The 25,780-nt window shown below is 36.1% G+C and carries 26 protein-coding genes; 20 read left to right on the top strand and 6 right to left on the bottom strand.

Translation table 11 applies throughout. The features are described from left to right. Positions 1-24: 24 nt before the first annotated feature. Positions 25-795 (bottom strand): hypothetical protein, encoded by a 771-nt coding sequence (locus tag AC5YC8_RS02005; RefSeq protein ID WP_496163371.1) that lies wholly within the window; start codon positions 793-795, stop codon positions 25-27. Positions 796-1,030: 235 nt separating this feature from the next. On the opposite strand from AC5YC8_RS02005, the gene hisD reads away from it, so the two are divergent. After that, positions 1,031-2,332: a histidinol dehydrogenase gene (gene hisD / locus AC5YC8_RS02000; RefSeq protein WP_496119443.1), complete on the top strand. Its 1,302-nt coding sequence runs from the start codon at positions 1,031-1,033 to the stop codon at positions 2,330-2,332. Positions 2,333-2,399: 67 nt separating this feature from the next. Next, the gene (hisC, locus tag AC5YC8_RS01995) at positions 2,400-3,494 is read left to right on the top strand and encodes a histidinol-phosphate transaminase (protein ID WP_496163370.1); all 1,095 of its coding nucleotides are present in this window, start codon (positions 2,400-2,402) and stop codon (positions 3,492-3,494) included. A 126-nt stretch (positions 3,495-3,620) separates the two neighbouring features. On the opposite strand, the gene AC5YC8_RS01990 is transcribed toward hisC, so the two are convergent. Beyond that, positions 3,621-4,919 carry an anthranilate synthase component I family protein gene (locus tag AC5YC8_RS01990; RefSeq protein WP_496163389.1) on the bottom strand — a complete coding sequence of 433 codons (1,299 nt, stop codon included), beginning with the start codon at positions 4,917-4,919 and terminating at the stop codon, positions 3,621-3,623. A gap of 157 nt (positions 4,920-5,076) precedes the next feature. Then, the gene (locus AC5YC8_RS01985; protein WP_496119455.1) at positions 5,077-5,625 is read right to left on the bottom strand and encodes an NUDIX hydrolase; all 549 of its coding nucleotides are present in this window, start codon (positions 5,623-5,625) and stop codon (positions 5,077-5,079) included. 122 nt (positions 5,626-5,747) lie between these two features. On the opposite strand from AC5YC8_RS01985, the gene AC5YC8_RS01980 reads away from it, so the two are divergent. The 9 genes from AC5YC8_RS01980 (at position 5,748) to AC5YC8_RS01940 (ending at position 14,054) form a co-directional block, all read left to right on the top strand. Beyond that, positions 5,748-6,347, top strand: a complete 600-nt coding sequence (locus AC5YC8_RS01980; protein WP_496163369.1) for a CoA pyrophosphatase — start codon at positions 5,748-5,750, stop codon at positions 6,345-6,347. A gap of 25 nt (positions 6,348-6,372) precedes the next feature. Continuing rightward, the gene (locus AC5YC8_RS01975; protein ID WP_496163368.1) at positions 6,373-6,903 is read left to right on the top strand and encodes a gamma carbonic anhydrase family protein; all 531 of its coding nucleotides are present in this window, start codon (positions 6,373-6,375) and stop codon (positions 6,901-6,903) included. Between the two features lie 137 nt (positions 6,904-7,040). Continuing rightward, positions 7,041-7,703: a tRNA (adenosine(37)-N6)-threonylcarbamoyltransferase complex dimerization subunit type 1 TsaB gene (tsaB, locus tag AC5YC8_RS01970; protein WP_496163367.1), complete on the top strand. Its 663-nt coding sequence runs from the start codon at positions 7,041-7,043 to the stop codon at positions 7,701-7,703. A gap of 12 nt (positions 7,704-7,715) precedes the next feature. After that, on the top strand, positions 7,716-8,540 hold the full coding sequence (locus tag AC5YC8_RS01965; RefSeq protein WP_496119431.1) for an undecaprenyl-diphosphate phosphatase: 825 nt from the start codon (positions 7,716-7,718) through the stop codon (positions 8,538-8,540). Then, a complete protein-coding gene (locus AC5YC8_RS01960) occupies positions 8,534-9,349 on the top strand; it encodes a class I SAM-dependent methyltransferase (RefSeq protein WP_496163366.1) in 816 nt (271 codons plus the stop codon). The genes AC5YC8_RS01965 and AC5YC8_RS01960 overlap by 7 nt, the downstream gene beginning before the upstream one ends. A 125-nt stretch (positions 9,350-9,474) precedes the next feature. Beyond that, entirely contained in the window at positions 9,475-10,884 is a 1,410-nt protein-coding gene (locus AC5YC8_RS01955; protein ID WP_496163365.1) for a C13 family peptidase, read from the top strand. Between the two features lie 17 nt (positions 10,885-10,901). Continuing rightward, on the top strand, positions 10,902-11,738 hold the full coding sequence (gene fghA, locus AC5YC8_RS01950; RefSeq protein ID WP_496163364.1) for an S-formylglutathione hydrolase: 837 nt from the start codon (positions 10,902-10,904) through the stop codon (positions 11,736-11,738). A gap of 147 nt (positions 11,739-11,885) precedes the next feature. Continuing rightward, positions 11,886-12,992 (top strand): YjgN family protein, encoded by a 1,107-nt coding sequence (locus AC5YC8_RS01945; protein WP_496163363.1) that lies wholly within the window; start codon positions 11,886-11,888, stop codon positions 12,990-12,992. A gap of 12 nt (positions 12,993-13,004) precedes the next feature. Then, positions 13,005-14,054, top strand: coding sequence for a M48 family metallopeptidase (locus AC5YC8_RS01940; protein ID WP_496163362.1), 1,050 nt, complete (start codon positions 13,005-13,007; stop codon positions 14,052-14,054). A gap of 74 nt (positions 14,055-14,128) precedes the next feature. Here the strand turns inward: AC5YC8_RS01940 and AC5YC8_RS01935 are convergent, their stop codons facing one another. Continuing rightward, the gene (locus tag AC5YC8_RS01935) at positions 14,129-14,410 is read right to left on the bottom strand and encodes a DUF2218 domain-containing protein (protein ID WP_496119419.1); all 282 of its coding nucleotides are present in this window, start codon (positions 14,408-14,410) and stop codon (positions 14,129-14,131) included. 185 nt (positions 14,411-14,595) lie between these two features. Between AC5YC8_RS01935 and rpe the strand changes: the two genes are divergently transcribed. The 8 genes from rpe to AC5YC8_RS01895 all read left to right on the top strand — a co-directional run bounded on the left by rpe (position 14,596) and on the right by AC5YC8_RS01895 (position 22,330). Next, positions 14,596-15,282, top strand: a complete 687-nt coding sequence (gene rpe, locus AC5YC8_RS01930; protein ID WP_496163361.1) for a ribulose-phosphate 3-epimerase — start codon at positions 14,596-14,598, stop codon at positions 15,280-15,282. A 396-nt stretch (positions 15,283-15,678) separates the two neighbouring features. Further along, positions 15,679-16,113, top strand: coding sequence for a hypothetical protein (locus AC5YC8_RS01925; protein WP_496163360.1), 435 nt, complete (start codon positions 15,679-15,681; stop codon positions 16,111-16,113). A gap of 41 nt (positions 16,114-16,154) precedes the next feature. Further along, positions 16,155-17,972 carry a copper resistance system multicopper oxidase gene (locus tag AC5YC8_RS01920; RefSeq protein WP_496163359.1) on the top strand — a complete coding sequence of 606 codons (1,818 nt, stop codon included), beginning with the start codon at positions 16,155-16,157 and terminating at the stop codon, positions 17,970-17,972. Next, positions 17,959-18,798: a copper resistance protein B gene (locus AC5YC8_RS01915; protein ID WP_496163358.1), complete on the top strand. Its 840-nt coding sequence runs from the start codon at positions 17,959-17,961 to the stop codon at positions 18,796-18,798. The genes AC5YC8_RS01920 and AC5YC8_RS01915 overlap by 14 nt, the downstream gene beginning before the upstream one ends. Positions 18,799-19,025: 227 nt before the next feature. Beyond that, positions 19,026-19,343, top strand: coding sequence for a DMT family transporter (locus AC5YC8_RS01910; RefSeq protein WP_496119409.1), 318 nt, complete (start codon positions 19,026-19,028; stop codon positions 19,341-19,343). A 128-nt stretch (positions 19,344-19,471) separates the two neighbouring features. Then, a complete protein-coding gene (locus AC5YC8_RS01905; RefSeq protein ID WP_496163357.1) occupies positions 19,472-19,948 on the top strand; it encodes a methylated-DNA--[protein]-cysteine S-methyltransferase in 477 nt (158 codons plus the stop codon). 260 nt (positions 19,949-20,208) lie between these two features. Beyond that, positions 20,209-21,852 carry a nitrite/sulfite reductase gene (locus AC5YC8_RS01900; RefSeq protein ID WP_496163356.1) on the top strand — a complete coding sequence of 548 codons (1,644 nt, stop codon included), beginning with the start codon at positions 20,209-20,211 and terminating at the stop codon, positions 21,850-21,852. Then, positions 21,845-22,330, top strand: coding sequence for a DUF934 domain-containing protein (locus tag AC5YC8_RS01895; RefSeq protein ID WP_496163355.1), 486 nt, complete (start codon positions 21,845-21,847; stop codon positions 22,328-22,330). Before AC5YC8_RS01900 ends, AC5YC8_RS01895 begins: the two co-directional genes overlap by 8 nt. 148 nt (positions 22,331-22,478) lie before the next feature. On the opposite strand, the gene AC5YC8_RS01890 is transcribed toward AC5YC8_RS01895, so the two are convergent. Continuing rightward, complete coding sequence (locus AC5YC8_RS01890) at positions 22,479-23,654, bottom strand: thiolase family protein (RefSeq protein ID WP_496163354.1); 1,176 nt, start codon at positions 23,652-23,654, stop codon at positions 22,479-22,481. A gap of 108 nt (positions 23,655-23,762) precedes the next feature. After that, positions 23,763-24,287 carry a GspH/FimT family pseudopilin gene (locus AC5YC8_RS01885; RefSeq protein ID WP_496119400.1) on the bottom strand — a complete coding sequence of 175 codons (525 nt, stop codon included), beginning with the start codon at positions 24,285-24,287 and terminating at the stop codon, positions 23,763-23,765. Positions 24,288-24,659: 372 nt separating this feature from the next. On the opposite strand from AC5YC8_RS01885, the gene omp38 reads away from it, so the two are divergent. Continuing rightward, positions 24,660-25,676 carry an outer membrane protein Omp38 gene (omp38, locus tag AC5YC8_RS01880; RefSeq protein WP_496163353.1) on the top strand — a complete coding sequence of 339 codons (1,017 nt, stop codon included), beginning with the start codon at positions 24,660-24,662 and terminating at the stop codon, positions 25,674-25,676. The last annotated feature ends 104 nt before the right edge of the window (positions 25,677-25,780 follow it).

The following is a 25,780-nucleotide window of genomic DNA, read 5'->3' as shown; positions in this document are numbered from 1 at the left end:
GAAAGGGCGGTTTTTTTTATGATATTAATCTAAAGGCTTGATAATTTCAAAATTAATACTTATTGAGTCTGCTTTATACACTTTAAATAATGCACTTTTATATGCATATGTACCATTTGGTTTGTAATCCAATCCAACTTCTTGACTGAAAGCCGGTTTAATATATCCATCTTTGGTAAACTCGTTATAGACGAACCGTACCTGTCCATTAGAAACCCCAGCATATGTAATTGTAGCTGTAGGGGAGCTAGAGCGCATATGATCATTTAAATAACTTATTTTTGTATTTATTCTTCCTTTTATTGGTGTAGAAAGATTTGTGGTGTATACAGCCGGACGATCAACTTGTTGCCAATTCCAAAAAAACTTAGTAGCTTCTAGAGAGTTTGTTGGTATAAATAAACCGCCAACAGAATTGTGTGTGCCTTTCGCAGTCTGAATTAAATGGTTTGATCTGAAATATGAGCCATCTTTTGTTTTATTGAATAAAATATATTCACCTGGTTTAATATAAAAGGTAAAGTTCTTTAATCCATGTTTTACATTAATAGTCTGAGACTCATTAATAATTAAAACTTCTTGTTTAAGTCCTGATGCTTCCTTTGAATATTCACCAGCAGTAAACATTACCTCTCCGACATTAGCTACATTTTTTTGATTTAGAGGAAGGAATTTGCCTGGTACTCTTTCATTAGTATAATTTGTTGTAAGGCGCATTGTTGTAATATCAGTCGCGCATCCTAATAAAATAGTCGATGTAGCTGTAATAATGAAAAGTTGATTAATATTTTTCACATTTCCCCCTTGCTAATAGCTGAATTGATTTTAAATATTGAAGATTAGTTGCTTGAAATTATTATAGATAATATTCAAAGTAGATAGTAAATTAACATAAATGTGAAGTTACTAATAAAATATTATTTATTAAAAATATTAATAGTAATTAACAAGAAAATTCGTTGAGAATAATAATGCTAAGTCCCACAAATTATACAAAACAAGGTAAACTAAATCTTTCCTAACTATCCGTGTGGGTAAATTGATGCGACGTTTATCGACTCAAGAGCAGAACTTCAAACAAGTATTTAAAGACTTGTTAGCTTTTGAAACTGTGAGTGATCCAGAACTTTTAAAAACTGTAGACCAAATTATTGCAGATGTACGCCAACATGGTGATGCACATGTACTTAAACTCACACAACAATTCGATCGACATCCAGCACATCAATTTTCAGAATTAGAACTCACTCAAGAAGAGTTAAAAGCTGCGTTCGATGGTTTAACAACAGAAACTCGTGAAGCTTTAGAGCTTGCTGCAAATCGTGTGCGTGAATTTCACCAAGCACAAAAACAAGATGGTTGGACTTATGTAGATGCTTTGGGCAATACATTAGGTCAAAAAGTAACACCACTTGACCGTGTTGGTATTTATGTACCGGGTGGTTTGGCTTCATACCCATCTTCAGTGTTAATGAATGCTATTCCTGCACATGTTGCAGGTGTGGCTGAAATTATTATGGTTGTACCTGCACCAAATGGTGATTTAAATCCACTAGTATTGGCAGCAGCGCATTTAGCAGGCGTACACCGTGTATTTACTATTGGTGGTGCACAAGCGGTTGCAGCTTTGGCGTATGGTACAGAAACAATTCCTGCTGTAGATAAAATTACAGGGCCAGGTAACCGTTTTGTTGCTGCTGCAAAACGTGCGGTATTTGGTCAAGTTGGTATTGACATGATTGCAGGTCCTTCTGAAATTTTAGTCTATGCAGAAGGTGAAAATAATGCCGAATGGCTTGCAATGGACTTATTGTCGCAAGCAGAGCATGACACCGTTGCACAAGCCGTTTTCATTACACCAAATGAACAACTTTTAAATGAAGTTGAACAGTGGATTGAAAAGCACTTAGAAGCTTTACCTAAAGCTGACATTGCACGTACTTCAATTGTGAATCGTGGTGCATTGGTTTTAGTCAAAGACCGTGCTGAAGGTGCAGAATTAATTAACCAAGTTGCGCCTGAACACTTAATGCTGTGTTTAGATGAAGCGGAAAAAATGTCTCAAGATATTCGCCATGCGGGTGCAATTTTCATGGGGCGTTATACACCTGAAGCCATTGGTGATTACTGTGCAGGACCTAACCATGTATTACCAACATCAGGTACAGCACGTTTTTCTTCACCACTTGGTGTATATGATTTCCAAAAGCGTTCAAGCTTAATTATGTGCTCTGAAAATGGTGTAAAAACATTAGCAAAAACAGCAGATATTCTTGCACAACAAGAAAATTTAGATGCGCATGCACGTTCTGCACGTTACCGTTATCAGTAAGCTTTTGTAAAAGATTCAAGGGCTGTTTTATCAGCCCTTTTTTGAGAAAGAATTTGAGATTTAAAAAATGAATATTACAAATGAACAAATGCGTTTTTGGAGTCCTGAAGTACGTGAGTTAGAACCGTATGTTCCAGGTGAGCAACCAAAAATTCAAAACTTATTAAAGTTAAATACCAACGAGAATCCATATCCACCATCGCCTAAAGTGGTTGAAGCAGTTCAAGCAGTTTTAGCTAACTCGGCTGATGTACTTCGTTTATATCCAGACCCTGATGCGTCTGCATTAAAACAAGCTATTGCTAAACAGCAGAATGTTGCTGTTGAAAATGTATTTGTTGGAAATGGTTCAGATGAAGTTTTAGCGCATATTTTTAAAGCTTTCTTTATTCAAGATAAGCCGATTCTTTATCCAGATATTACGTACAGTTTTTACCCTGTTTATAGTCAGTTTTTTGGTCTTTCTACAAAAACTAAAATTTTACCTTTGAATGATGATTTTGAAATTGTAGTTGATGATTATAAACAGCCGAATGGCGGTATTATTATTACCAACCCAAATGCACCAACTAGTATTGCTTTGGGGCTTTCTGCAATTGAAGAAGTACTTCAAGCAAACCCTAACTCTGTGGTTGTGATTGATGAAGCTTATGTCGACTTTGGTGCTGAATCTGCGGTAAGTCTAGTTGAAAAGTATGAAAATTTAGTGGTGTGTCAAACTACCTCTAAATCACGTTCTTTAGCAGGTTTGCGTGTTGGTTTTGCAATTGCTCAACCACATTTAATTGCTGCGCTTGAGGCGGTAAAAAATAGCTTTAACTCTTATCCTATCGACCGTTTTGCAATTGCTGCTGCTGTGGCATCGTTTGAAGATCAAGTATATTTTGAAGAGCAAAATCGTAAAGTAATTGAAAGCCGTGAAAAGTTAGTAGCTCAATTGGCAGATCTTGGTTTTGAAACTTTACCATCAAGCGCAAACTTTATTTTCACCACGTTACCATCGAAAGATGCAGGTGAATTGGCGAGTCAATTACGTGAATATGGCATTATTGTGCGCTACTTTAATAAGCCTCGTATTAATCAATTCTTACGTATTACGATTGGTACAGATGAGCAAAATCAGCGTTTAGTTGATACGTTGAAAAATGAAATTTTGGGGTAATTGCTGCCGAATATAACAGAAGATAAATCCATCCTAATTCTCTTTTGGTAAAGAAGGGGAACTTCTCCCTTTGTAAAAGGGAGGTTGGGAGGGATTAAAAAAAAGCGACTCAAATGAGTCGCTTTTTTATTTAGCTTTATGCCAAGTATTGAGTAAGTTGAGTAAGGCATCGACTTTATCGAAGCATTCTTGATACTCGGCATCACAATTTGAGGCAATGGTAATTCCACCACCAGCCCAAATTGAAAGCCCGTTTTGGTATTTTTGAATTGAACGGATAAGGATGTTCCAAGAACCTGTACCATCGGAATTAAAATAACCCATAGAGCCACAGTAAGCACCGCGAGCACCTTGTTCAAGTTCATCAATAATTTGCATTGCTCGAATTTTAGGTGCACCTGTAATTGATCCACCTGGTAATGCAGACATGAGAACATCGAAAGGTTGTACATTTTCCTTTAGGGTTGCTTCAATTTCACTGACCATGTGGTGAACTTGGTTAAAGCTTTCAATATTGAACAATTTAGGCGTTTTTACTGAGCCAACTTCTGCATACACACTTAAATCATTTCGTAATAAATCAACAATCATGACATTTTCAGCCTGATCTTTTTCTGAATGTTTTAAGGTGTTTTTAGATTGCTCATCTAAAATTGGATCGTTATAACGTGGCATTGTGCCTTTAATAGGTTTGGTCACAATTTTTTTATTGGTTTCAAAATCTATGAATAATTCAGGTGAACAACTGAGTAATTCAAAATCATTTATACGCAAATACCCTGAATATGGTGCATTGGTTAGTGCCCAAAATGCATCGGCAGTAGATAACAGTGAGCCATCTGCTTGAGCGTTAAATTCTTGCGTTAAATTAATTTGATAACAGTCACCAGCCACAATGTAATCTTGTACTTTTTGAAAAGCATTGGTGTATTGTTTTTTATTCCAACGACTTTGGCACGGTGCGTGAAGTTCAAGTATTTTTGCTGATGTTTTAGTTTTAGTAAGCTGTTCAACTTCTTGAAAAGTACTTGAAGCTTGAGTGTCAAAACTATTGAAATACCACGTATCATTTTCAAAACTTAAATAATGTTTGAATTGACCTAAGAACAAACTCGGTTGTACTTTTTCTTGCGCTTGAACTTGTTGATTTGCGGCATAGTCATAACTTACAAAACCCATAGTCAAACAAGGAGATTGTATGTTTAAGCTTGCATTAAAAAAATCATTTAAACACTGAAATTGTGCCGATGAAAATTGAATATCATGGTTTTGTATAAGTACAGAATGTTCTGCTGAAAAACCAATAATAGGTTTGAAATTGTTATTTAGGTAAATGAGATGACGATATGTCTGTAAACATTCAAGAAGTTCCTGAGTAGAAAACGCTTGTTGAGATAAAGCCTGTTTGAATGTCGGAGAGTTCATCATATACAGCAAAAACACATCATTAAATTTCACCTTTATTTTACATGAAACCGAAGTTTAGACACGATAAAAGCAAGAGGAATAAAGAGTTTGAATACTTAAATAAAACAAAAGCCCATTGTTGAATGAGCTTGAGGGTATTTAATGAGGTGAATCTTTAGCCTGTATGATCTAAACGTGAACCAAGTGTTTCTAGATGCGTTGGAAATTCGTTCGTTTTACGATCTTCGAAATAATGGCGCAAAGTGCGTTCAACGCTAGGGAACGCAAGTTCATTCCAAGGAATTTCATCTTCACTAAATAAACGAGATTCAATGGTTTCTTCGCCTGCGCCAAATTTACCATCAATAATATTGGCTTTAAAAAGCACGTAAATTTGACCAATACGTGGAATGTTATACATGCAATATAATTTTTCTATCTCAATTTCAGCTTCAGCCTCTTCACGTGTTTCACGTGCTGAACCTTGCTCCATTGTTTCATATAGTTCCATGTAGCCCGCAGGTAGTGTCCATAAACCATAACGCGGTTCAATAGCGCGACGACACAGTAAAACTTTATTTTCCCACAGTGCTAGTGCACCACAGATGACTTTAGGATTTACATAATGAATACTTCCACATTCTGTACAAACACGACGGAGCTGATGGTCACCTAAAGGGATTTTCTCAGTTGTTTTATGTCCACAATTGCCACAGAAGTTCATATTCATCGTCACTGATAAAGGTATTGTCAGAATAACTGAATTTTAGGACTTTGGCATCATCTCTCTTTCATTGGATAGAAATTCAGCTATGATGGAATTAGAGCAAAAAGGATAAAAATTTTATGGATCATAATTCATTGACACAATTGTTGCAGCAAAGGTTGCGCTTCGAGGCAAAAGCCAAGGAAGCTCAAGCGGCTGTATTAATTGCGATTACAGATGAGCAAGATCCTAAAGTTTTATTAACACGCCGTTCTATTATGATGAATAGTCATGCGGGTGAAGTTTCATTTCCTGGTGGTAAGCGTGATCCACAAGATACGAGCAATATTGTTGTTGCCTTGAGAGAAGCTCAAGAAGAAACAGCATTAAATCCGTTTGATGTTCAGTTAATTGGTGATTTGCCTATGCAAAAAGCAAAAAATGGATTAACCGTAAAACCAATTGTTGGGTTAATTCCTCCACACATTGAACTTCAATCACAACCCACTGAAATTGACCGTATTTTTTTTGCATCTTTAAAAAGTTTAATGGATGCGCCAACTATTCCTTATGAAGTGCAATATGCACAACAAAAACTATATTTTCCAAGTATGCAGGTCGAAAATGAAGTGGTTTGGGGGCTAACTGCTCGGATGTTGGTATCACTTTTTCAAAATGGTTTAGATTATAAAAAAGAATGGCCATTACTGCTAAATTCGCCAACTTTAGATATTAAGTAAAATTTTAACTTTCAGGAAGAAAGACATGTTGTATAAATTTCAAGGACATCAACCTAAAGCAAAGCACTTGCCATGGGATGGATGGGTTGCAAATAATGCCACCGTGATTGGTCAAGTTGAACTAGGTAAAGACGTAAGTGTTTGGTTTGGTGCGGTTATTCGTGGTGATAACAGCAAAATTTCTTTAGGAGATTACACCAACGTCCAAGAGAATGCCGTTCTTCATACAGATGCTGGTATTGAAATGAAAATTGGACAATATGTCACGATTGGGCATCAAGCGATGCTTCATGGTTGTACGGTTGGTGACAACAGTTTAATTGGTATTAATGCAGTTGTACTGAACAATGCTGTGATTGGGAAAAATTGTATTATTGGTGCAAATTCATTAATTCCAGAAGGTAAGGTCATTCCCGATAATTCTGTGGTAATGGGATCACCTGGGAAAGTCGTTAAGACTTTAGATGAATCTGGTGAAGCAATGTTAAAAAACAGTGCATTGCATTATGCAGAGCATTTTAAAAAGTTTGTGCAGTTGGAAGAAGTTCATCTTTAAGTTTGCCAAATAAGGTATTTTTGTACGACTTAAAATTTAAGCTAGATTTAAGTTTCAACGATCAGAATCTCTCGCGAACAATGAACGAGTGGAGTATCATAACCACTATATTTATCTGATTTATTTTAAGGTCGTGCATGAAATTGCTGGCATTGGAAACTGCCAATGAGCAGTGTTCCGTTTCAATTGTAAATGAAACTCAAGCGTTGTTTTTTCAACTAGATACAAGAGCAAAAGCCCAGACTCAAACCATTTTACCTATGATTGAGCAAGGTTTTTCACAAGTTGGAATTCAAGTATCTGATTTAACAGCAATTGCATTTAGTCGCGGACCAGGTTCATTTAGTGGTGTACGCATTAATGCGGCTGTGACACAAGCTTTGGCTTGGTCAAATGATATTCCAGTTATTCCTGTATCGACATTGCAAGCTTTGGCACAAAATGCCTATCGTGAAGCGAAATTAACAGAGGTAACGGCTGTTCTTGATGCTCGTATGAGTGAAGTTTATATTGCAAGTTTTAAGCTTGATGAAAACAATATCATGCAAGCAGTAGATGAAGAGCAATTATTGAGCTATGAAAAAGCAAAACATGTTGTGAAATATCAACTTATAGGCTCAGGTGCTGGTTTGGTCAATGAAGAACAAATACAATACAAGAGCTTAAGTGCAACAGCGGAAGATATTGCTATTATTGCCCGAGAATTAGCGAAACACGAAAATTGGTTGGATGTAGAGCTTGCGTTACCAGTCTATCTACGTGATGACGCTTGGAAAAAAATCCCAGAACAGGGTAAATAATTAGGATTTTTTATGGATCTTTTACTGCTGCTCAAAGCAGCGATTATGGGTATTGTAGAAGGGATCACTGAGTTTTTACCAATTTCAAGTACAGGACACTTAATTTTAGCGTCTGAACTTATGAATTTTTGGACAAAAGAAAAAAGTGATGTATTCGTAATCGCCATACAAATGGGTGCAATTGCAGCTGTAATTTATGAATATTGGGCACGTCTTTGGGGTGCGGCAACGGGCTTAATTACAGGAGAGGCAAAAGGACGTCATTTAGGTTTAGGACTTATTTTTGCATCTATTCCTATCATGCTAGTAGGACTAACTTTTGGTCAAACAGTAAAAGCATTGTTATTTAATGATGTTGCGGTCGCAATAGGTTTAATTGTTGGTGGCTTCATTATCATGTGGATTGAAAAAAATCCACCACAAGTTCGTGCTCAAGAAGTAGATGATTTAACTTTTAAAGATGCAATATGGATTGGTCTGATACAAGTTTTATCTTTAATTCCGGGAACATCACGTTCAGGTGCAACCATTATTGGTGCAATGTTCTTAGGTGTATCACGTAAAGCAGCAACCGAATTTTCATTCTTTTTAGGTATTCCTGTAATTGTGGGTGCAGGTTTACTCGATTTATATCAAAGCTATGATGTGTTCCAAACTAGCTTTGATTGGTTAGTGCTTACAGTAGGCTTGTTGGTTTCATTTATTTCTGCACTTATATTGATTCGTGCATTAGTTGCGTATGTTGCTAAACGTAACTTTATGATTTTTGCATGGTACCGAATTCTATCAGGTCTCGTGATTTTACTTTTTGCATTTACAGGCTGGAAATTATGGTAAGCGGAATTCGCTTATATACAGAACAAGAATTCCAAGAGAAAGCACAACAGTTCGCTGTTGTGCTTTCTTCTCGTGGAGTACAAGTAAATATTGAGCTAGTTGAAAAATTGAATGCTCGCTTTTTACGTTTAAATCCTGACTTGGCGTTGTGTGTAGATAGTTTTGGATTATGGCTGTGTGCTAATGGCATGAAAATGCAACCCGATTGGAAAGCAGAAGTAGGTCGCTTAAAGAGAGCATCATTAAAGTCTGAAATGATTGCTCGAGCATGTAATTTAGGTGAAAAGCCTAAATTGGTGGATGCAACTGCGGGACTAGGGCATGACAGTTTACTGATGGCGCATTTAGGTGCTGAAGTGACTTTAGTAGAACGTCATCCAGTTTTATTTACATTATTGGAAGATGCACAAAGAACAGCATTGGCAGATCCCTTTTTACAAAAAACAGCTCAACGTATTCATTTAGTATTTTCTGATTCAGCTGACTTTTTGAAACAACAAGCTGAACAGGGCAGTATTTTTGATGTTGCTTATCTTGATCCAATGTTTCCACAACGTGATCAAAACCAACAAGCAGAAAAGAAACAAGCACAAGTTAAAAAGCAAATGCAATTATTGCATTTAATTTTACCTGAAGATGGTGAAATGGATTTAGGTGATAACTTACTTGAATTAGCACAAAAAATTGCAAAGCGAGTTGTAGTCAAACGCCCAAGACTTGCCGTATTTTTAGCAAATCAAGAACCAGATCATCAATGGCAAGGAGATGCTTGTCGTTTTGATGCATATTTTCAACATGATCTTGCTTAGTATTTTGGTAACTACTTAAATAAACTGCAAAGATTTGAGATATAGTGAAAAAACGTCATTGATAAAAAAATTATCAGGCATAAACTAATTATTCAAATTGCGGTCTATAACAACACGTTGAACCTATGATTGATTTCAAACCCTCCATAAACTTCTGGCATGATCTTAAAAGCAATCAAACTGCTGGATTATGGCTATTCTTAGGTTCACGACGTTCTTTACAAATTGTACGCCCATCTATTTTTCAGCTTATTTTTTGGGGAGTATTAGGTGGTGCTGCAAACACATTATTTAGCTGGTTAAGTGCGGGTGAACTAGGGGAATTTAATCCTCAAGGTTTAGTTAGTTATGCACTTTGGCCATTCATTGCGCTTATTGTCGGGATTTTTTTATCTCAACGTGTTAATAATCCGCGATTAATGCTGGTTCCTGCATTACTTTGGTTAGTGCTAGATACTCATATCGCATTATTGCAAAGCTTTATTCAATATTTGGGTATGGTTGATGTACTGCCTTATGCGCTTTACGACTATTTACCTATATTGTTTATGGTGTTGTTTGTTTGGCAAAGCCTTGCTGTAGTTTGGGTGTTTGCACGTGAGTTAAATTGGCCGTGGTGGGAGCGTGCTCTTATTATTGCTGCAACATTATTCACGTTAGTTGTTTGGCAAATGTCTGTAAAAAGTCAGCCTATTTGGAAGGTGGAAGATGTTCCACCATCTTTTAGTGAAGAGTCTTTTTATGCTCAAAATCGAATTTTAAATAAAGCACTTGAAGGTATTGAGTTTGGTGAGTTTGCACAATCACATTGGTATTTTTTAGGTGTGGCTGGTGCAAGTTATCAAGATGTTTTCATGTCTGAAATTGAACGTATAAAAGAACAGTTTGATACCCGATTTGGAACTTTTTCACGCTCTATGATTCTTGTAAATAATCCAATGACACGAAATGTCATTCCGATTGCATCTAGAACGAGTATGGAAATGGCACTGCGCCGTATGGGACAGCAGATGAATAGGGAAAGTGATGTGTTATTTTTATATATGACATCACATGGATTACCAAATCAGTTTGAAATGGAAAATGCACCAATAGACTTAAAACAAGTCGATCCAAAATGGCTGAAAGATACTTTAGACAAGTCTGGCATTCGTTGGCGTGTGATTGTAATTTCAGCATGCTATTCAGGAAGTTTTGTTTCTGAATTACAAGATGAAAACACTTTAATTATTACTGCATCAGCAGCAGATAGGGCATCATTTGGTTGTTCAAATGAAGCAGATTATACGTATTTTGGTCGAGCTTTCTTTGATCAGGCAATGCGTGAGCAGCACTCGATGTTTGATGCCTTTAATCAGGCGAAAGATACTGTTGCGAAATGGGAAAATGCACAAGGTTTTGAACCATCGGAACCGCAATGGGCTATTGGTAAAAATATGGAGTTAATGCTGCCTCAATTTGAGCAACGTTTATTTCCGCAGGTGAATCCTGTAAAAACAACATCGAATGTGGAAATGCCACTGACTATTCATTGATTTAAAAGGGGAGTTTTATGGAATTAATCCAAAATAATAGATGTTTTAATGGTGAGCAGCGCATTTATAAGATTAATTCCACAAGCCTAAAAGGTGAAAGTAAATTTGGTATTTATCTTCCTAAAAAGGCTTTAAATGGTGAAGCCTGTCCCGCATTATTTTATTTAGCAGGTTTGACCTGTACGGAAGAAACTTTTGCTATAAAAGCGCATGCGCAGCAATTAGCAGCACAACTTAACCTGATTTTAATTACGCCTGATACATCACCACGTGGTGAAAATGTTGAACAGGGTGATCATTGGGATATTGGTCAGGGGGCGGGGTTTTATATTAATGCGACACAAGCTCCGTGGAATGAACATTTCCAGATGGAAACTTTTATTGCAAATGAACTTTATGCATTAGTTAATCAAGAGTTTTTAATCGAGCAGAATAAAATTGGAATCTTTGGACATTCTATGGGAGGGCATGGTGCATTAACACTTGCACTTAAATATCCTGAAAAGTTTAAGTCTGTTTCTGCATTTGCACCAATCTGTGCACCAAGCCAATGTCCTTGGGGTGAAAAAGCATTTTCTAGTTATTTAGGCTTAGATAAATCTGAATGGTTAGCACATGATGCAACTGCCTTAGTAAAACAAAAAGGCGCTTTATTTGCAGATATTTTAATTGATCAAGGATTAAATGATCAGTTCTATTCTCAGTTGAATCCAACTTTGTTGGAACAAGCATGTGCTACAGTAGGTCAAAAAATAACTTTACGTGAACATGAAGGCTATGATCATGGATATTACTTTATTCAAAGTTTTATTGAAGATCATTTGAAATTTCATCATGAACAATTACAAGCTTAGATATAGGCTACCTCATCTCATATTTGTAAGTTTTTTATGATTCAGAGATAATGCGTTTTATCTTTTATAAGATTTAACGCATTTTTTTTTGATCTATTTAAAGTAGGTCTTTGACTGATAACAAAATTAAAAATAACTGGATTTTTCATGCAAACACCAGAAGGTAATTTAGACAATCAATCTATTGTAGAACCACCATTTCCACCAGAACTTCCTCCTGCACAGAACGAAGTAGAGCACTGGAAAAAGAAACACTCTTTCTACTTTCATGGAAATGCATCTGAATACTTTGGTATTTGGATTGTGAATATTCTTTTAACGATTGTGACGATAGGCTTATATGCTCCTTGGGCAAAAGTACGTCGTTTACGTTATTTTTATGGAAATACAGAATTTTTTAAGCGCCGTTTCGACTTTACAGGTATACCTCGTAAAATTTTAATTGGTCGTTTAATTGCTTTAGGGCTTTATATTGCATTTTCGGTGATTTCGAGCTATTCACTGAAGGCAACATTAATTGGCTTGGTTATAATTTATTTTGTTGTACCGTGGTTAATTCGTGCAACTCTTCGCTTTAAAGCAAGAAATAGTAAGTTTGGTAATAGCAGATTTTATTTTTCTGGAACAAATAAAGAAATTTATTTGGTGTTCTTTAAATCCATTTTACTAACAATATTTACATTAGGTTTATTTTATCCTGTCGCAGTTTGGTTGTTTAAAAAATATAGTTTAGATCATTTATATGTTGGGCAGCTGAAGTTTAAATTACGTGCAGAATGGTCTGCCTTTATGGGGGCATTTTATTATCCATTTTTAGCATTTATTGCACTCATTGGTATTTCAGCAATTGTGCTTTGGGTTATGGTCGGTTCTTTAGCAAATGTTGGTGTAGATACCATTGGTTATCTTTTTTTTGCAATTTATATATTGGGTTTATTGTTTATTTGGCCCTTAATTTCTGCACGAACTTTTATGGCAACTTGGAACAATACCACGTTAAGTCGTAGTGAATTTCAGACCAATTGTAATCAATGGCGTTATGCGTGGATTATTGTGAGTAATTGGTTTATGAAAATTATCACGATTGGTTTTATGTCTCCTTGGGCAGCAATTCGGTTATATAAATATCAAGTAGAATCATTGAGTTTGAATTTAAAAAATAATCCAGATGAGATGCTAAATCGCATTCAAGAAGATCATAGTGCCATTGCTGAAGAAATTAGTGATGTATTTGACTTTGATGTGTCACTGTAACGGAAACTGAATATGCAAACATCGAATGTTGACGTTGTATTTTATGATGGTTTTAGCTCAAAGCCATATCAAGCAAAAGTCTACGCTATAGATGAGAAAAATATTTTAGTGCGTTATGGTGAGCAGCTTGAATTGGAGCGTCTTTATTTATATGAAGATATGACACTCATTGGGGCACTAGGAAAAATTCATCCTATTATTGAATTAAAAGATGAGGCTCGATTGGAGTTTCAGGAGGCTTTACCTGAATGGTTTCAGCTTAATAGTAAAAAGACATATCACTCTATTTGGAAGCTTGAAAAATCTCCAAGTCTTATTTTGTTTAGTGCAATATTTGTAGCTGTTCTTATTTTTGCGACAGTGAAATGGGGTGTGCCTACAGCTGCTTATTATGTGGCGAAACATTTACCTGCCGAGACACTTAAAACAATAGGTGATGAAGCTGAACAATATGTTGTATCTACTACAGGTGAAACAACTTTATCGGATATAAGGCAGAAGCAAATTATTGATAAATATAATAGTATTGTTGCAAATGGCAAGCCCGCGAAAATAGTATTTAGAGCAGGAGAGCAAATAGGCGCAAATGCATTAGCAATTCCTAACAATACCATTATTGTGACGGATGAGTTGGTAGAGCTTGCAAAGAATGATGATGAAATTATTGGTGTTCTTGCACATGAACAAGGACATTTAATTCAAAAGCATAGTCTGCAACAAACTTTATCGAGTTTAGGTTTTAGTGTGATTTTAATTGCGATTACAGGAGATGCATCAGATCTTGTTATAACCGTTCCTGTCGCATTAATTGGTGCTAAATATTCACGTGATTTTGAATCTGAAGCGGATCTTTATGCATTAAATACGATGCATCAACATAAAATTCCAACAGTTCATTTTGCTAATTTTTTACAGCGTTTAGAAGATGATAATAAAGAAGAGTCATCTAAGAATGAAGAAGAGGCTAAAGAGGGTTCAGTATTTGATTTTTTACAAAGCCATCCTGCAACTAAGGCTCGAATTCAGGCTGTAAGAGATTTTGATGCACAGCAACAAAAATAGATTTAAGTAAGTGTTATAAGAATAAGGGAGGTCTATGCTTCCCTTATTTATTTTTATACTGTGACAATATTCAATTAATTACGTGACCAGTTTGCATGAAGTTCTTCTTGTCCCATACGAATCAAGTGATCTAAAACAACTTGCTCTAGTTTTTCTTGTGAAAATTCATCAGATTTAAAATCAATATTTACTTGGAGTGAATCTGTATTTGGACTTAATGTCACTGTTGCACTTGGCATAAAAATTTTCATCTCTAATTCAGTTTGCTCAACATCAAATTTATGTTTCCAGTGATTGAGTAGGCGTTTTGCTATTTTTGAGGCTTGTGCTGTTTCAATGTGAGCTTGGCTTTTCATACTTTACACTCTTGTATATTTCACATAATTTTAACAAGAATTATAAACGAGAATAATTCTCATATTGTAACATTGCGTTTGAAAAATAGAATGTTCATCGTGAAGTGAATAATTCAACAACCCGCACTGAATCACAATTTGCTATAATTACAGGATCAATCCAAATACCAGCAAGGTTCCCTTACATGTCCAAGCCATATTTAATTGCGCCATCAATTTTATCAGCAGATTTCGCTCGTTTAGGTGAAGAAGTTGAAAATGTTATTGCAGCAGGTGCTGATGTCGTACATTTTGATGTTATGGATAACCACTATGTTCCAAATTTAACATTTGGTGCAGGCGTATGTAAGGCACTTAAAAAATATGGCATTAAAGCACCTATTGATGTGCATTTAATGGTGTCTCCAGTTGACCGTATGATTGGTGACTTTTTAGATGCTGGTGCAGATATTATTACGTTCCATCCTGAAGCATCAGATCATATTGATCGTTCATTGCAATTAATTAAGGCGGGTGGTGCAAAAGCTGGTTTAGTATTTAATCCTGCAACGTCATTACATTACCTAGATTACGTGCTAGATAAAGTGGATCAAATTTTATTGATGAGCGTGAACCCTGGTTTTGGTGGTCAAAAATTTATTCCAATGACATTGGAAAAATTGCGTGAAGCACGAAAAATTATTGATGCTTCAGGTCGTGACATTCGTTTAGAAGTAGATGGTGGTGTAGGGCCTGCAAATATTCGTGAAATTGCAGAAGCTGGCGCAGATATGTTTGTTGCAGGTTCAGCTATTTTTGGTAAGCCAGATTATCAAGCTGTAATTAACGAAATGCGCTCAGAACTTGCAAAAGTAGGTTCAGTTCAAGCTTAGGGTATTTTGAATAAGTTATCTACAGTCTGTGGATAACTTTGTTTATAACTGTATGGATATCTATGTTTGTAACTATATGGATAACTCGATTAATTTATAAACATTTAAGTGTCAACGGTTTGCAAATTATACAAAAAATGTCTAAAAAGTATTCAAATGAGTCCTTTTTTTGTGTATTTAGTTTAGCTGGTAGTCGTGTGTTTATTAACCTCTTGTTTAAAAAGTGACTGATGAATAAATAGCTTTATTATTTTAATGATCATTTTTTTACTTTGTTGCTGTATTGTTAATTGTAAATTTAAAATTTGTGTATAAAACAACACTCGGTTATTCTCAAGCGCGAATGAGGAACACATTCAAAGAATAGACCTATTGTTGTCATAAAAGGCTATGCCCATGCAGTTCATGAAACGTAAAAGTATTACTTTTGTTTTGCTTGTCACTATGTTGATGAGTTGGACAGGTATTGCCTTTGCTTTCGTGCCTGCAACTCAAATACAAAAAAATTTAGAACATACTAAATTTGAATCAAATTCACATTACGTTTCATCTATAAATCATTGTCAAGATATGGCGGAGCATGCTGAACCAATGCCTGCCAATGATCACTGTCAAGAAAATGTAAGTACGCATCAGCAACACATGTCACATGACAATTGCCAAGGATGTATAACACCGCAATGTCAAATATCGGTGTTTAATATTGATGTTGTAGATGAACAGCAGTTTAATTTAGATAAAGTTGTCTTACCAACAGCTCGAAATTTTGTATATTCAAGGTTCCATTCTTCCGATTTTAGACAAGATATTTTACGCCCTCCACAAGCTTAATCCTGAATTTACTTTATATTTTTCAAATTCAAGGATTAGTCATGTCTATCAAATTACATCAGCAACTACTTATAGTAGTGAGCATATTCACATCCACTTATACATTTTCAGCAGTAAAGGAATATCACCTGACAATTGATGAGAAAATGGTGAATGTTACTGGGAAATCAGTCAAAAAAATCACGGTCAATGGTCAGTTTCCTGCACCACTTCTTGAGTTTGAAGAGGGGGATGATGCGGTTATTCATGTACATAATAATCTTAAAAATCAGGATACTTCAGTACATTGGCATGGATTGTTATTGCCAGGATTAATGGATGGTGTACCAGGATTTAATCAGTTTAAAGGAATCGCACCGAAGAAAGATTTCACTTATAAATTTAAGGTTCGTCAAAACGGAACATATTGGTATCACGCACATTCAAAAGGGCAAGAACAAGATGGCTTATATGGACCATTGGTGATTTACCCGAAACATAAACAGCCCGTTACTACTGCTGAAAAAACAGATCGTGATTATGTGGTAATGCTGTCCGATTTTCATGAGTCTTCAAGTGAACAGATTATGGCAAATTTGAAGAAATCATCGGAATTTTATCAAAATCGCCGTGAAACATTAAAAGATGTTTTTGTTCAAATTAAAAAAGATGGTTTAAAAAATACATGGCAAGATCGTTCTATGTGGAACCAAATGCACATGTTAAAAACTGATTTGTCTGATGTAACGGGTTACACATTTTTGGTGAATGGAAAAACACCTGAACAAAATTGGACAGGCGTATTCAATCCTAATGAAAAAGTACGCTTGCGTGTGATTAATGCATCGGCAATGTCTTTTTTTGATGTCCGAATTCCAAACTTAAAAATGACGGTGGTTAGTGCCGATGGTCAACCTGTAAAACCTATCAATGTAGATGAGTTTCGTATTGGTGCTGCTGAAACTTATGATGTAATTGTGGAGCCGAAACAAGATCATTATCAAATTCAAGCAGAATCTATTGATCGTACAGGTTTTGCTTTGGCATCTTTGCAAAATGAGCAAGTGAAAGCACCTGAAAAAATTCAAATACCACAAGCAAGACCACGTGCATTATTAACGATGGAAGATATGGGACATGGTTCAATGCAGAGCATGAATCATGAGTCTCATAATATGAATGCTGCAATACACAATGATGATTTAGACCATTCTAAAATGAATCATCAAGCAATGAATCATGATATAGCAACAATGCCTGATCATACTCAAATGCAACATGACCATCATGAAATGACAATGTCTGAGCAGAAGAGCGAAGGTGCCCAAACTGTGCAAGGATGGGCAAATGCTGCAACCCCTAAAATGAATAAAGCATTGCAATATAGTGATTTAAAATCTTTAACTCCACAGCCAGATACTCGTGAAGCAACGCGTGAGTTGGAAGTTCATTTAGGCGGCACAATGGAGCGCTATATTTGGACAATTAATGGGAAAAAATTTAACGAAGCAGAGCCTTTAAACGTTAAATTTGGTGAACGTATTCGATTGAAGTTTGTCAATGACAGTATGATGGCACATCCAATGCATTTACATGGCATGTTTATGCAGTTGGAAAATGGGCAGGCATCTTCCGATTTACCGAATAAGCACACTATTGTTGTACCACCAGGTAAAACAATGACCGCTTTATTAACAGCAAATGAAATGGGTGAATGGGCAATTCACTGTCATCTTCTATACCACATGAGTGCTGGTATGATGACAAAACTAATTGTGGCAAATGTAGCTGATGAAAATCAGAACAATAAAAAAGAAACTACATTGCAGAAAGTTGATTTAAAAACAACAACAGACGGAGGTCAACATGCGCATCATTAAGATGAAACATGTTCTTGGCATTTCAATTTTATGTTTAAACGGACAAGCATTTGCAATGGAAAACCATAGCATGCACATGCAGAGCGCTCCAATGAACATGCCAAATATGGAACAACATGAACCTCCATCTGAACATATATCTTCAACTAGTCATGCCGATCAAGACCATACAAAGGAGCATGGTGGGCAAATTTATCAATCGACTGAACTTAGTAATAAGTGGTTGGTAGATGAATCAGGCAAAGGTATTTGGCTAGGAGAGATAGAAAGCTGGATTGGTACAGATGAAAATAAACTTTTCACAAAGGTACATGTAGAAAAAGAGGAGTCTGAAAAAAGCAGTTATGATGCTAAGTTTATGTACAGCCGTGCGATGGCAGATTTTTGGGATATTCAAGCAGGTGTTCGTTATACCTATGATCCATCTCATGAAGATGAAAAGTCGCAAACTTATGCTGCTTTAGGTTTAAATGGATTGGCACCATACTTTTTTGATACAGATATTTATGCCTTTATAGGAAAAGATAAGCAATTTTTATTAAGTATTGAATCTGATCGAGATGTTTTACTAACACAAAAACTGATTCTGAAGCCTTATTTTGATGCGCAATTTGTATTGAATGATGACTCAAAATATGCAAAAAAATCGGGTTTAAGTGAGTTGCATTTTGGTTTAGAAACACGCTATGAAATTACCAAAAACATTAAGCCTTATATTGATGTATCTTATGGCTATGAAAAAGGTGATAAAGAAACGAATTGGCAAGATCAGTCTGACTCTAAAAAGTCGTGGTTATATGGCGTAGGTGTTCAGTTTAATTTTTAATAAAAATAACCATGCTATTGGGTGCAATAGCATGGTTTTGTCTTATTTATAGGGTTAAGTTTAGTTAAATAGTCAAGAAATGTAATAGCGACATCCATAAAACATGAAATAATTTATACTTGTAAGATTAGAGGGACGCCCCCCTTATTTAGAAAATGATCCTTATATTTTCTAATAAGTATGATAAGTCAGGACGACCTGACACTTACTTTTTTTTGAGACAGGTTATGGCTTGGATTACATTATTACTTGCAGGTGTATTTGAAATAGTTTGGGCTTATTCAATGAAGCTTTCAGATGGTTTTACTAAAGTGACACCAACAATTGTTACACTTGTATTTATGATTTTAAGTTTTGGTTTGCTTGCATATGCAATGCGGACTTTACCTTTAGGTACTGCTTATACAATTTGGACAGGTATTGGTGCAGTTGGTTCATTTTTAGTTGGTATTTTTATTTTAGGAGAACCTGCATCTGCAATGCGTATGCTTGCAGCGGTACTAATTATTTCAGGGCTAGTGCTTATGAAATTATCATCATCTTAAAATATAAAGCTTTAAAAAAATCGCCAGTATTTACTGGCGATTTTTTTATATGTAATGAATCGAAATAAAAAATTTATCTTATCATTAGTATTGCGTACTATATCTATACAGCCTCATTGAGATGAGTTATGCAATATTATTTTAAGAAAATACAAACTCCCGTTGGGCAATTAACGCTCGTCGCACATGATCATGCGCTTATTGCTGTACTTTGGGAAAATGATGATCCGAATAGGGTGAAATTATTAGAACTTAAACAAAACCATGATCATTCAATATTAAATGATGCCGAAAGCCAGTTAACTGAGTATTTTGCAGGGCAGCGAACACAATTTAATTTGCCACTTGAATTTAAGGGTACAGATTTTCAAAAAGCTGTTTGGTCTGCATTGTTAAATATTCCATTTGGTGAAACTCGGACGTATAAAAAAATTGCCGAATCCATTGGTAATGTGAAAGCTGTTCGTGCTGTTGGGGCTGCGAATGGTAAAAATCCTATTTCAATTATTGCACCTTGCCATCGGGTGATTGGTGCAAATGGAAAGTTGGTTGGTTTTGCAGGTGGGTTAGAGAATAAGGAAATTTTATTAAAGTTAGAATCGTAAACGTATTTTGTAATTTAAAAAAGCATAAGGATTAGAAGATTGATGGGTTATAATTACATATATCAAAAAATGCTAAATAAAGAACAAAATAGTCAATTGGGTGAAAAAGCTGTTTTAAAAAGATGAAATGCTGATTATTCATGATTTAAGAGCATGCTTATCAAAAAAATCGCTATTAAATATGTAAAAAACGCATTTTGTTGATAGATTAAATATCGTTATGCTGTGCAACAATATAATGAAACTACTAGCTGTACGCCATGTATTTATATACTGATTTTGATCAGCAACTGATTAATGAACGTGTTGCACAGTTCCGTGACCAAACGGAACGTTATTTAGCAGGCAAATTGACGGAAGATGAATATCGTCCATTACGTCTACAAAATGGTTTGTACGTACAACGCTATGCACCAATGCTGCGTGTAGCTGTACCATACGGCTTAATGAACTCTAAACAACTTCGCAAAATTGCAGAATTGGCAAAAGAGTATGACCGTGGTTATGCACACGTATCAACACGTCAGAACTTTCAGTTTAACTGGCCTGCACTAGAAAATGTTCCAGATATGCTTGCAGAACTTGCAACAGTTCAAATGCACGCAATTCAAACATCAGGTAACTGTATTCGTAATACGACAACTGACCAATATGCAGGTGTGGTTGCAGGTGAAATTGCGGATCCACGTCCAACGTGTGAATTAATTCGTCAGTGGTCTACTTTCCATCCAGAATTCGCATTCTTACCACGTAAGTTCAAAATTGCAGTATCTGCTCTTGACGAAATTGACCGTGCAGCAACAGCTTTCCACGACATTGGTGTTTATATTGTACGTAATGAAGCAGGTGAGCTTGGTTATAAAATTAAAGTCGGTGGTGGTTTAGGTCGTACGCCTATTATTGGTAGTTTCATTCGAGACTTCCTGCCACGTGAAGACTTAATTGCTTATTTAGAAGCGGTTCTTCGTGTTTATAACCTACATGGTCGTCGTGATAACAAATATAAAGCACGTATCAAAATCTTAGTAAAAGCACTTACACCTGAAGTATTCGCTGAGAAAGTTGAAGCTGAATTTGCACATACGATTAAAACATTGAAAGTCGATGCTGAAACTTTAGCGAAAATGGATGAGAACTTCACACCATTTGACTATCAAGATTATGCAGATGAAGATTTCTCTGAGCTTTTCGCTGCACATCCGAAATTCAAACAATGGTTCAACATCAATACGAATGCACACAAAGTGAAAGGTTATCGTATCGTAACGATTTCATTGAAACGTGCAGGTGTAGCACCAGGCGATGCAACAACAGAAGAATTAAACTTAATTGCTGAACTTGCAGATAAGTACACTTTTGGTGAGTTACGTACAACACATGAGCAAAACATTGCCCTTGTAGATGTGCCACAAAAAGACTTATTTGAGCTTTGGACGATTCTTGAAAAGAATAACTTAGCTCGTGCACATATTGGTTTTATAACAGATATCATCTGCTGCCCAGGCGGTGACTTCTGTTCATTGGCAAATGCGAAATCTATTCCAATTTCTGAAGCAATTTCACGCCGTTTTGATGATTTAGATACGATTTACAACTTAGGTAAATTAGATTTAAACATTTCGGGTTGTATGAATGCGTGTGGTCATCACCACGTGGGTAATATTGGTATTTTGGGCGTAGACAAAAAAGGCGCAGAATTTTACCAAATTACCCTTGGTGGTAACGCAGACCACGATGCTTCAATTGGTGACATTCTTGGTCCATCATTTGCTGCAGATAGAGTACCAGATGTGGTGGAAGAAATTTTAAATACGTATCTTGATCTTCGTACTGAAGATGAAGAGTTCATCGATACTTATCGCCGTGTTGGCATTCAACCATTTAAGGAGCGTGCATATGCTTAATACCGCACTTCAAGTGCTCTCTAAAGATGGCACGATTGCAGACAATACTTACCAACTTATTGGTGAAGATGGTGTATTACCGCAAGGTGATGTTGTTTTAACTGTTGAGCAGTTAGATCAAATTGCCAATGTTTCAGGTAAAAAAGCATTGTACTTAACGGTTGATGCTTCTCCTGAAACAAATGAATTTCCACTTGATCAATTCGATGCAATTTTTATTGAATTTGCAGGCTTTAACGATGGTCGTGGATATTCATTTGCTGCATTGTTACGCCGTCAAGGTTACCAAGGCGAACTTCGTGCAACGGGCGATGTATTTAAAGATGTGTTGAACTATATGAAGCGTTCTGGTTTTGATACTTTCGTGATTAAAGAAGGTAAAGATATTCAAGAAGCGGCAGCAGGTTTAGGTGATTTTACCAACCCGTATCAAGCATCAACTGCGGTTGAAAAAGCGAATTATCAAACAGGTAAATAATCTGTTTGAAATAAAAAGCCTCCCAAGTAGAGGCTTTTTTTATTTACTAAATTTTTATGAGGAAGTCTCCCTTTATAAAGGGAGATTTAGAGGGATTTTTTTAGAATAATCTCCCCAAACCCCTCTTTTCAAAGAGGGGCTTAAAAGCTTAGATTATTTCAATCGCCACCGCAGTCGCTTCACCACCACCAATACAAAGTGACGCAATACCACGCTTACCACCTGTACGTTTAAGTGCATGAATCAAAGTTAAAATAATACGAGAGCCAGTAGAACCAACAGGGTGACCTAAAGCGCAAGCACCACCGTTAATATTTACTTTTTCAGCATCAAGTTTAAATTCATCAATTGGGCACATGGTGACCATTGCAAATGCTTCATTAATTTCCCAAAGGTCAACATCTTGAGCATCCCAACCTGTTTTATCTAAAACTTTTTGAATTGCACCTACAGGTGCAATGGTAAATTCAGAAGGATGTTGAGAATTAGATGCATAAGCCACAACCTTAGCCAAAGGTTTTAATCCTTTCTCTGCTGCAACATCACTTGATGTAATCACAAGAGCAGAAGCACCATCCGAAATTGAGCTTGCATTTGCAGCTGTAATTGTTCCATCTTTAGCAAAAGCAGGGCGTAGGGTTGGAATTTTTTCAATATTGGCATTAAACGGTTGTTCGTCCTTATCGACAACAACATCACCTTTGCGAGAAGAAACAGTTACAGGGGTAATTTCATCTGCAAAATAGCCTTGAGTAATTGCCGTTTGTGCACGTTTTAATGAGCGAATAGCAAAATCATCCATTTGTTCACGTGTATAACCTTTAGTATTTGCCATATCTTGTGCAAATGAACCCATTAAACGACCCGTTTCAGCATCCTCTAAACCATCGAAGAACATGTGATCTTTAATTTCACCATGCCCCATACGTAAGCCACCACGCGCTTTGGGAATGATATAAGGTGCATTACTCATAGATTCCATACCGCCAGCAACAATAATGTTTGCTGAACCTGCTTTAATAGCATCAGCAGCTTGCATCACTGCTTTCATGCCCGAACCACATAACTTATTAATAGTCGTAGCACCTGTTGTATCGGGTAAGCCAGCTTTGCGCATCGCTTGGCGAGCAGGGCCTTGTTTTAACCCAGCAGGTAGAACACAACCCATAATGACTTCTTCGATATCTGAAGGTTGTAAACCTGAGCGAGAAATTGCAGCTTCAATGGTCGTAGCACCTAGTTCAGGTGCAGTTACACTTGATAAGCTACCTTGGAAGCCACCCATAGCGGTACGAGCACCATTCACAATTACGATATCTGTCATTGTTGTATCTCCGTTTAAGTTCTAATCAAAATTTTTGGTTTTAAGCAGTATATTCAAAAAAGGTGATGAATAAAGTGAAAAACACTACATCCTTTAGACTAATGAGTTCTAACAATTTTGACTATCTTCTATCCGAATGTGTCCCATTTTGCTTAAAACAATGCGTTTGTTCGCTGAATTTTGAAATGAGCAGTAAAAAAAACTTCCATTGGAACCTATAGGTAATCCATCATGTTTTGCCATAAATGTTAGAGTTGGAGATGAAAGTGTGCCTCGCCAATCTAAAGAGCCATATTTCAGGTTGGTTCTTTCATACAGAATAATTTTTTCATTGGCATCAATTTTTTTATTTTGATTGTTATCTAAAAAAATAAGAATACCAGTGTGCCAGAGTGCTTTTTGACATTGCTGACCATCTTCAGTTGAGCAGATGGTCACATTTATTCTATGTGTTGAAGCATGACTTTTTGCCGTTAAATTACTATAAAGTAATATTTTTTGAACTTTATTAAGTTCTTCACGTGCCATATGCTGATGGAAATAAGGAATTGTATAGAAGTATATAATCGAAATTATTGCAGTACAGATCACGATTTCTATCAAGGAAAAACCAAAATATTTTTTATAAAACATAGCATTATGAAACTTTTTAATTAAGTATTGGGTGTTTTTTAGGAATTAAAGTATTGTTTTTAAATATCTTTTTTGTTAAAAATAATAGTTACTTAAATTTTAATAAAAATGTTAGAATTAAAGACAAGTGAAAATAAGCTATTTGTTTGTATAATTGGATAAAAAATTACCGAATTACAACGTAAATTGTAAGTAATTTTGTCATAATTTGTTTGATTTATAGAATCAGGCACTTGGAAAACGTGAAAAGTGTTTGTATGATGCACGTGAATAGCTTAAAAAAACAACTGGGGTATAAAAGCCTATCTCAGCTATAGATATAATTTAGGCTTAAACTTGAACAACAATTGTTTATCTCTGGAGGATAAATCCATGAAAATGAGTCGTATTGCTTTAGCGATGCTCGTTGCTGCACCATTAGCTGCTGCAAATGCTGGTGTAACTGTTACTCCGTTAATGCTTGGTTATACTTGGCAGGATTCAGTAAAAGACTTCAATAATCACGAAGATAAAGATATTAAGCTTAAAGGTGACATGTTCACTGGTGCTGCTCTTGGTGTTGAATTAACTCCTTGGTTAGGCTTTGAAGTTGAATACAGCCAAGTTAAAGGTGATGTTAAAGAACAGTCTACTGGTGCTGCTGCTGGTGAATACAAGCAAGAAAACGTTGCTGGTAACTTCTATGTAACTTCTGACTTAATCACTAAAGATTATGACAGCAAAATCAAGCCATACGTACTTTTAGGTGCTGGTCACTCTAAAGTTAAACCACGTGATAATGCTGACTTTGATAAAACTGAAGGCACAATTGGTAACGCAGGTGTTGGCGCTTTCTGGCAGTTAAATGATGTTTTATCTGTTCGTACAGAAGCTCGTGCTACTTATAGCGATGCAGTTAAAAACTGGAACTACACAGCTTTAGCTGGTCTTAACGTAGTTTTAGGCGGTCACTTGAAGCCAGCTGCTGCTGTTGTTGTAGCTCCTGTAGCTCCTGTAGCTCCTGTAGCTCCACAAGAGTTAACAGAAGACCTAAGCATGGAACTTCGTGTTTTCTTTGATACAAACAAATCAAACATTAAGCCACAATACCAACCAGAAATCGCTAAAGTTGCTGAAGCGTTAACTGAATACCCTAATGCTACAGCTAGCATTGATGGTCACACAGATAACACTGGTCCATTAGCGTTGAACCAACGTTTATCTTTAGCTCGTGCTAACTCTGTTAAAACAGCACTTGTTAATGAATACAATGTAGATCCAGCTCGCTTGACTACTAAAGGCTTTGCATGGGATCAACCGATCGCTAGCAACGCAACTAAAGAAGGTCGTGCTATGAACCGTCGCGTATTCGCTACGATTTCTGGTAGCCGTACTGTAACAGCTGAATAATCTGTTAAAGTAAAAAAAACGACTCTTTTGAGTCGTTTTTTTATGTCTGATTGAAAGTTGCAAGAAATATGCTATATTTTTTGAGCATTAAATAATCATAATTA

This window comes from Acinetobacter sp. FY731 (assembly GCF_059515905.1).
This window is presented reverse-complemented; position numbering and strand designations above follow the sequence as displayed.

Coding starts and splice junctions, on each gene's coding strand:
- hisC (WP_496163370.1), top strand. CDS start 2,400: ATGAATATTACAAATGAACAAATGCGTTTTTGGAGTCCTGAAGTACGT.
- AC5YC8_RS01990 (WP_496163389.1), bottom strand. CDS start 4,919: ATGAACTCTCCGACATTCAAACAGGCTTTATCTCAACAAGCGTTTTCT.
- AC5YC8_RS01985 (WP_496119455.1), bottom strand. CDS start 5,625: ATGAACTTCTGTGGCAATTGTGGACATAAAACAACTGAGAAAATCCCT.
- AC5YC8_RS01980 (WP_496163369.1), top strand. CDS start 5,748: ATGGATCATAATTCATTGACACAATTGTTGCAGCAAAGGTTGCGCTTC.
- AC5YC8_RS01975 (WP_496163368.1), top strand. CDS start 6,373: ATGTTGTATAAATTTCAAGGACATCAACCTAAAGCAAAGCACTTGCCA.
- tsaB (WP_496163367.1), top strand. CDS start 7,041: ATGAAATTGCTGGCATTGGAAACTGCCAATGAGCAGTGTTCCGTTTCA.
- AC5YC8_RS01965 (WP_496119431.1), top strand. CDS start 7,716: ATGGATCTTTTACTGCTGCTCAAAGCAGCGATTATGGGTATTGTAGAA.
- AC5YC8_RS01960 (WP_496163366.1), top strand. CDS start 8,534: ATGGTAAGCGGAATTCGCTTATATACAGAACAAGAATTCCAAGAGAAA.
- AC5YC8_RS01955 (WP_496163365.1), top strand. CDS start 9,475: ATGATTGATTTCAAACCCTCCATAAACTTCTGGCATGATCTTAAAAGC.
- fghA (WP_496163364.1), top strand. CDS start 10,902: ATGGAATTAATCCAAAATAATAGATGTTTTAATGGTGAGCAGCGCATT.
- AC5YC8_RS01945 (WP_496163363.1), top strand. CDS start 11,886: ATGCAAACACCAGAAGGTAATTTAGACAATCAATCTATTGTAGAACCA.
- AC5YC8_RS01940 (WP_496163362.1), top strand. CDS start 13,005: ATGCAAACATCGAATGTTGACGTTGTATTTTATGATGGTTTTAGCTCA.
- AC5YC8_RS01935 (WP_496119419.1), bottom strand. CDS start 14,410: ATGAAAAGCCAAGCTCACATTGAAACAGCACAAGCCTCAAAAATAGCA.
- rpe (WP_496163361.1), top strand. CDS start 14,596: ATGTCCAAGCCATATTTAATTGCGCCATCAATTTTATCAGCAGATTTC.
- AC5YC8_RS01925 (WP_496163360.1), top strand. CDS start 15,679: ATGCAGTTCATGAAACGTAAAAGTATTACTTTTGTTTTGCTTGTCACT.
- AC5YC8_RS01920 (WP_496163359.1), top strand. CDS start 16,155: ATGTCTATCAAATTACATCAGCAACTACTTATAGTAGTGAGCATATTC.
- AC5YC8_RS01915 (WP_496163358.1), top strand. CDS start 17,959: ATGCGCATCATTAAGATGAAACATGTTCTTGGCATTTCAATTTTATGT.
- AC5YC8_RS01910 (WP_496119409.1), top strand. CDS start 19,026: ATGGCTTGGATTACATTATTACTTGCAGGTGTATTTGAAATAGTTTGG.
- AC5YC8_RS01905 (WP_496163357.1), top strand. CDS start 19,472: ATGCAATATTATTTTAAGAAAATACAAACTCCCGTTGGGCAATTAACG.
- AC5YC8_RS01900 (WP_496163356.1), top strand. CDS start 20,209: ATGTATTTATATACTGATTTTGATCAGCAACTGATTAATGAACGTGTT.
- AC5YC8_RS01895 (WP_496163355.1), top strand. CDS start 21,845: ATGCTTAATACCGCACTTCAAGTGCTCTCTAAAGATGGCACGATTGCA.
- AC5YC8_RS01890 (WP_496163354.1), bottom strand. CDS start 23,654: ATGACAGATATCGTAATTGTGAATGGTGCTCGTACCGCTATGGGTGGC.
- AC5YC8_RS01885 (WP_496119400.1), bottom strand. CDS start 24,287: ATGTTTTATAAAAAATATTTTGGTTTTTCCTTGATAGAAATCGTGATC.
- omp38 (WP_496163353.1), top strand. CDS start 24,660: ATGAAAATGAGTCGTATTGCTTTAGCGATGCTCGTTGCTGCACCATTA.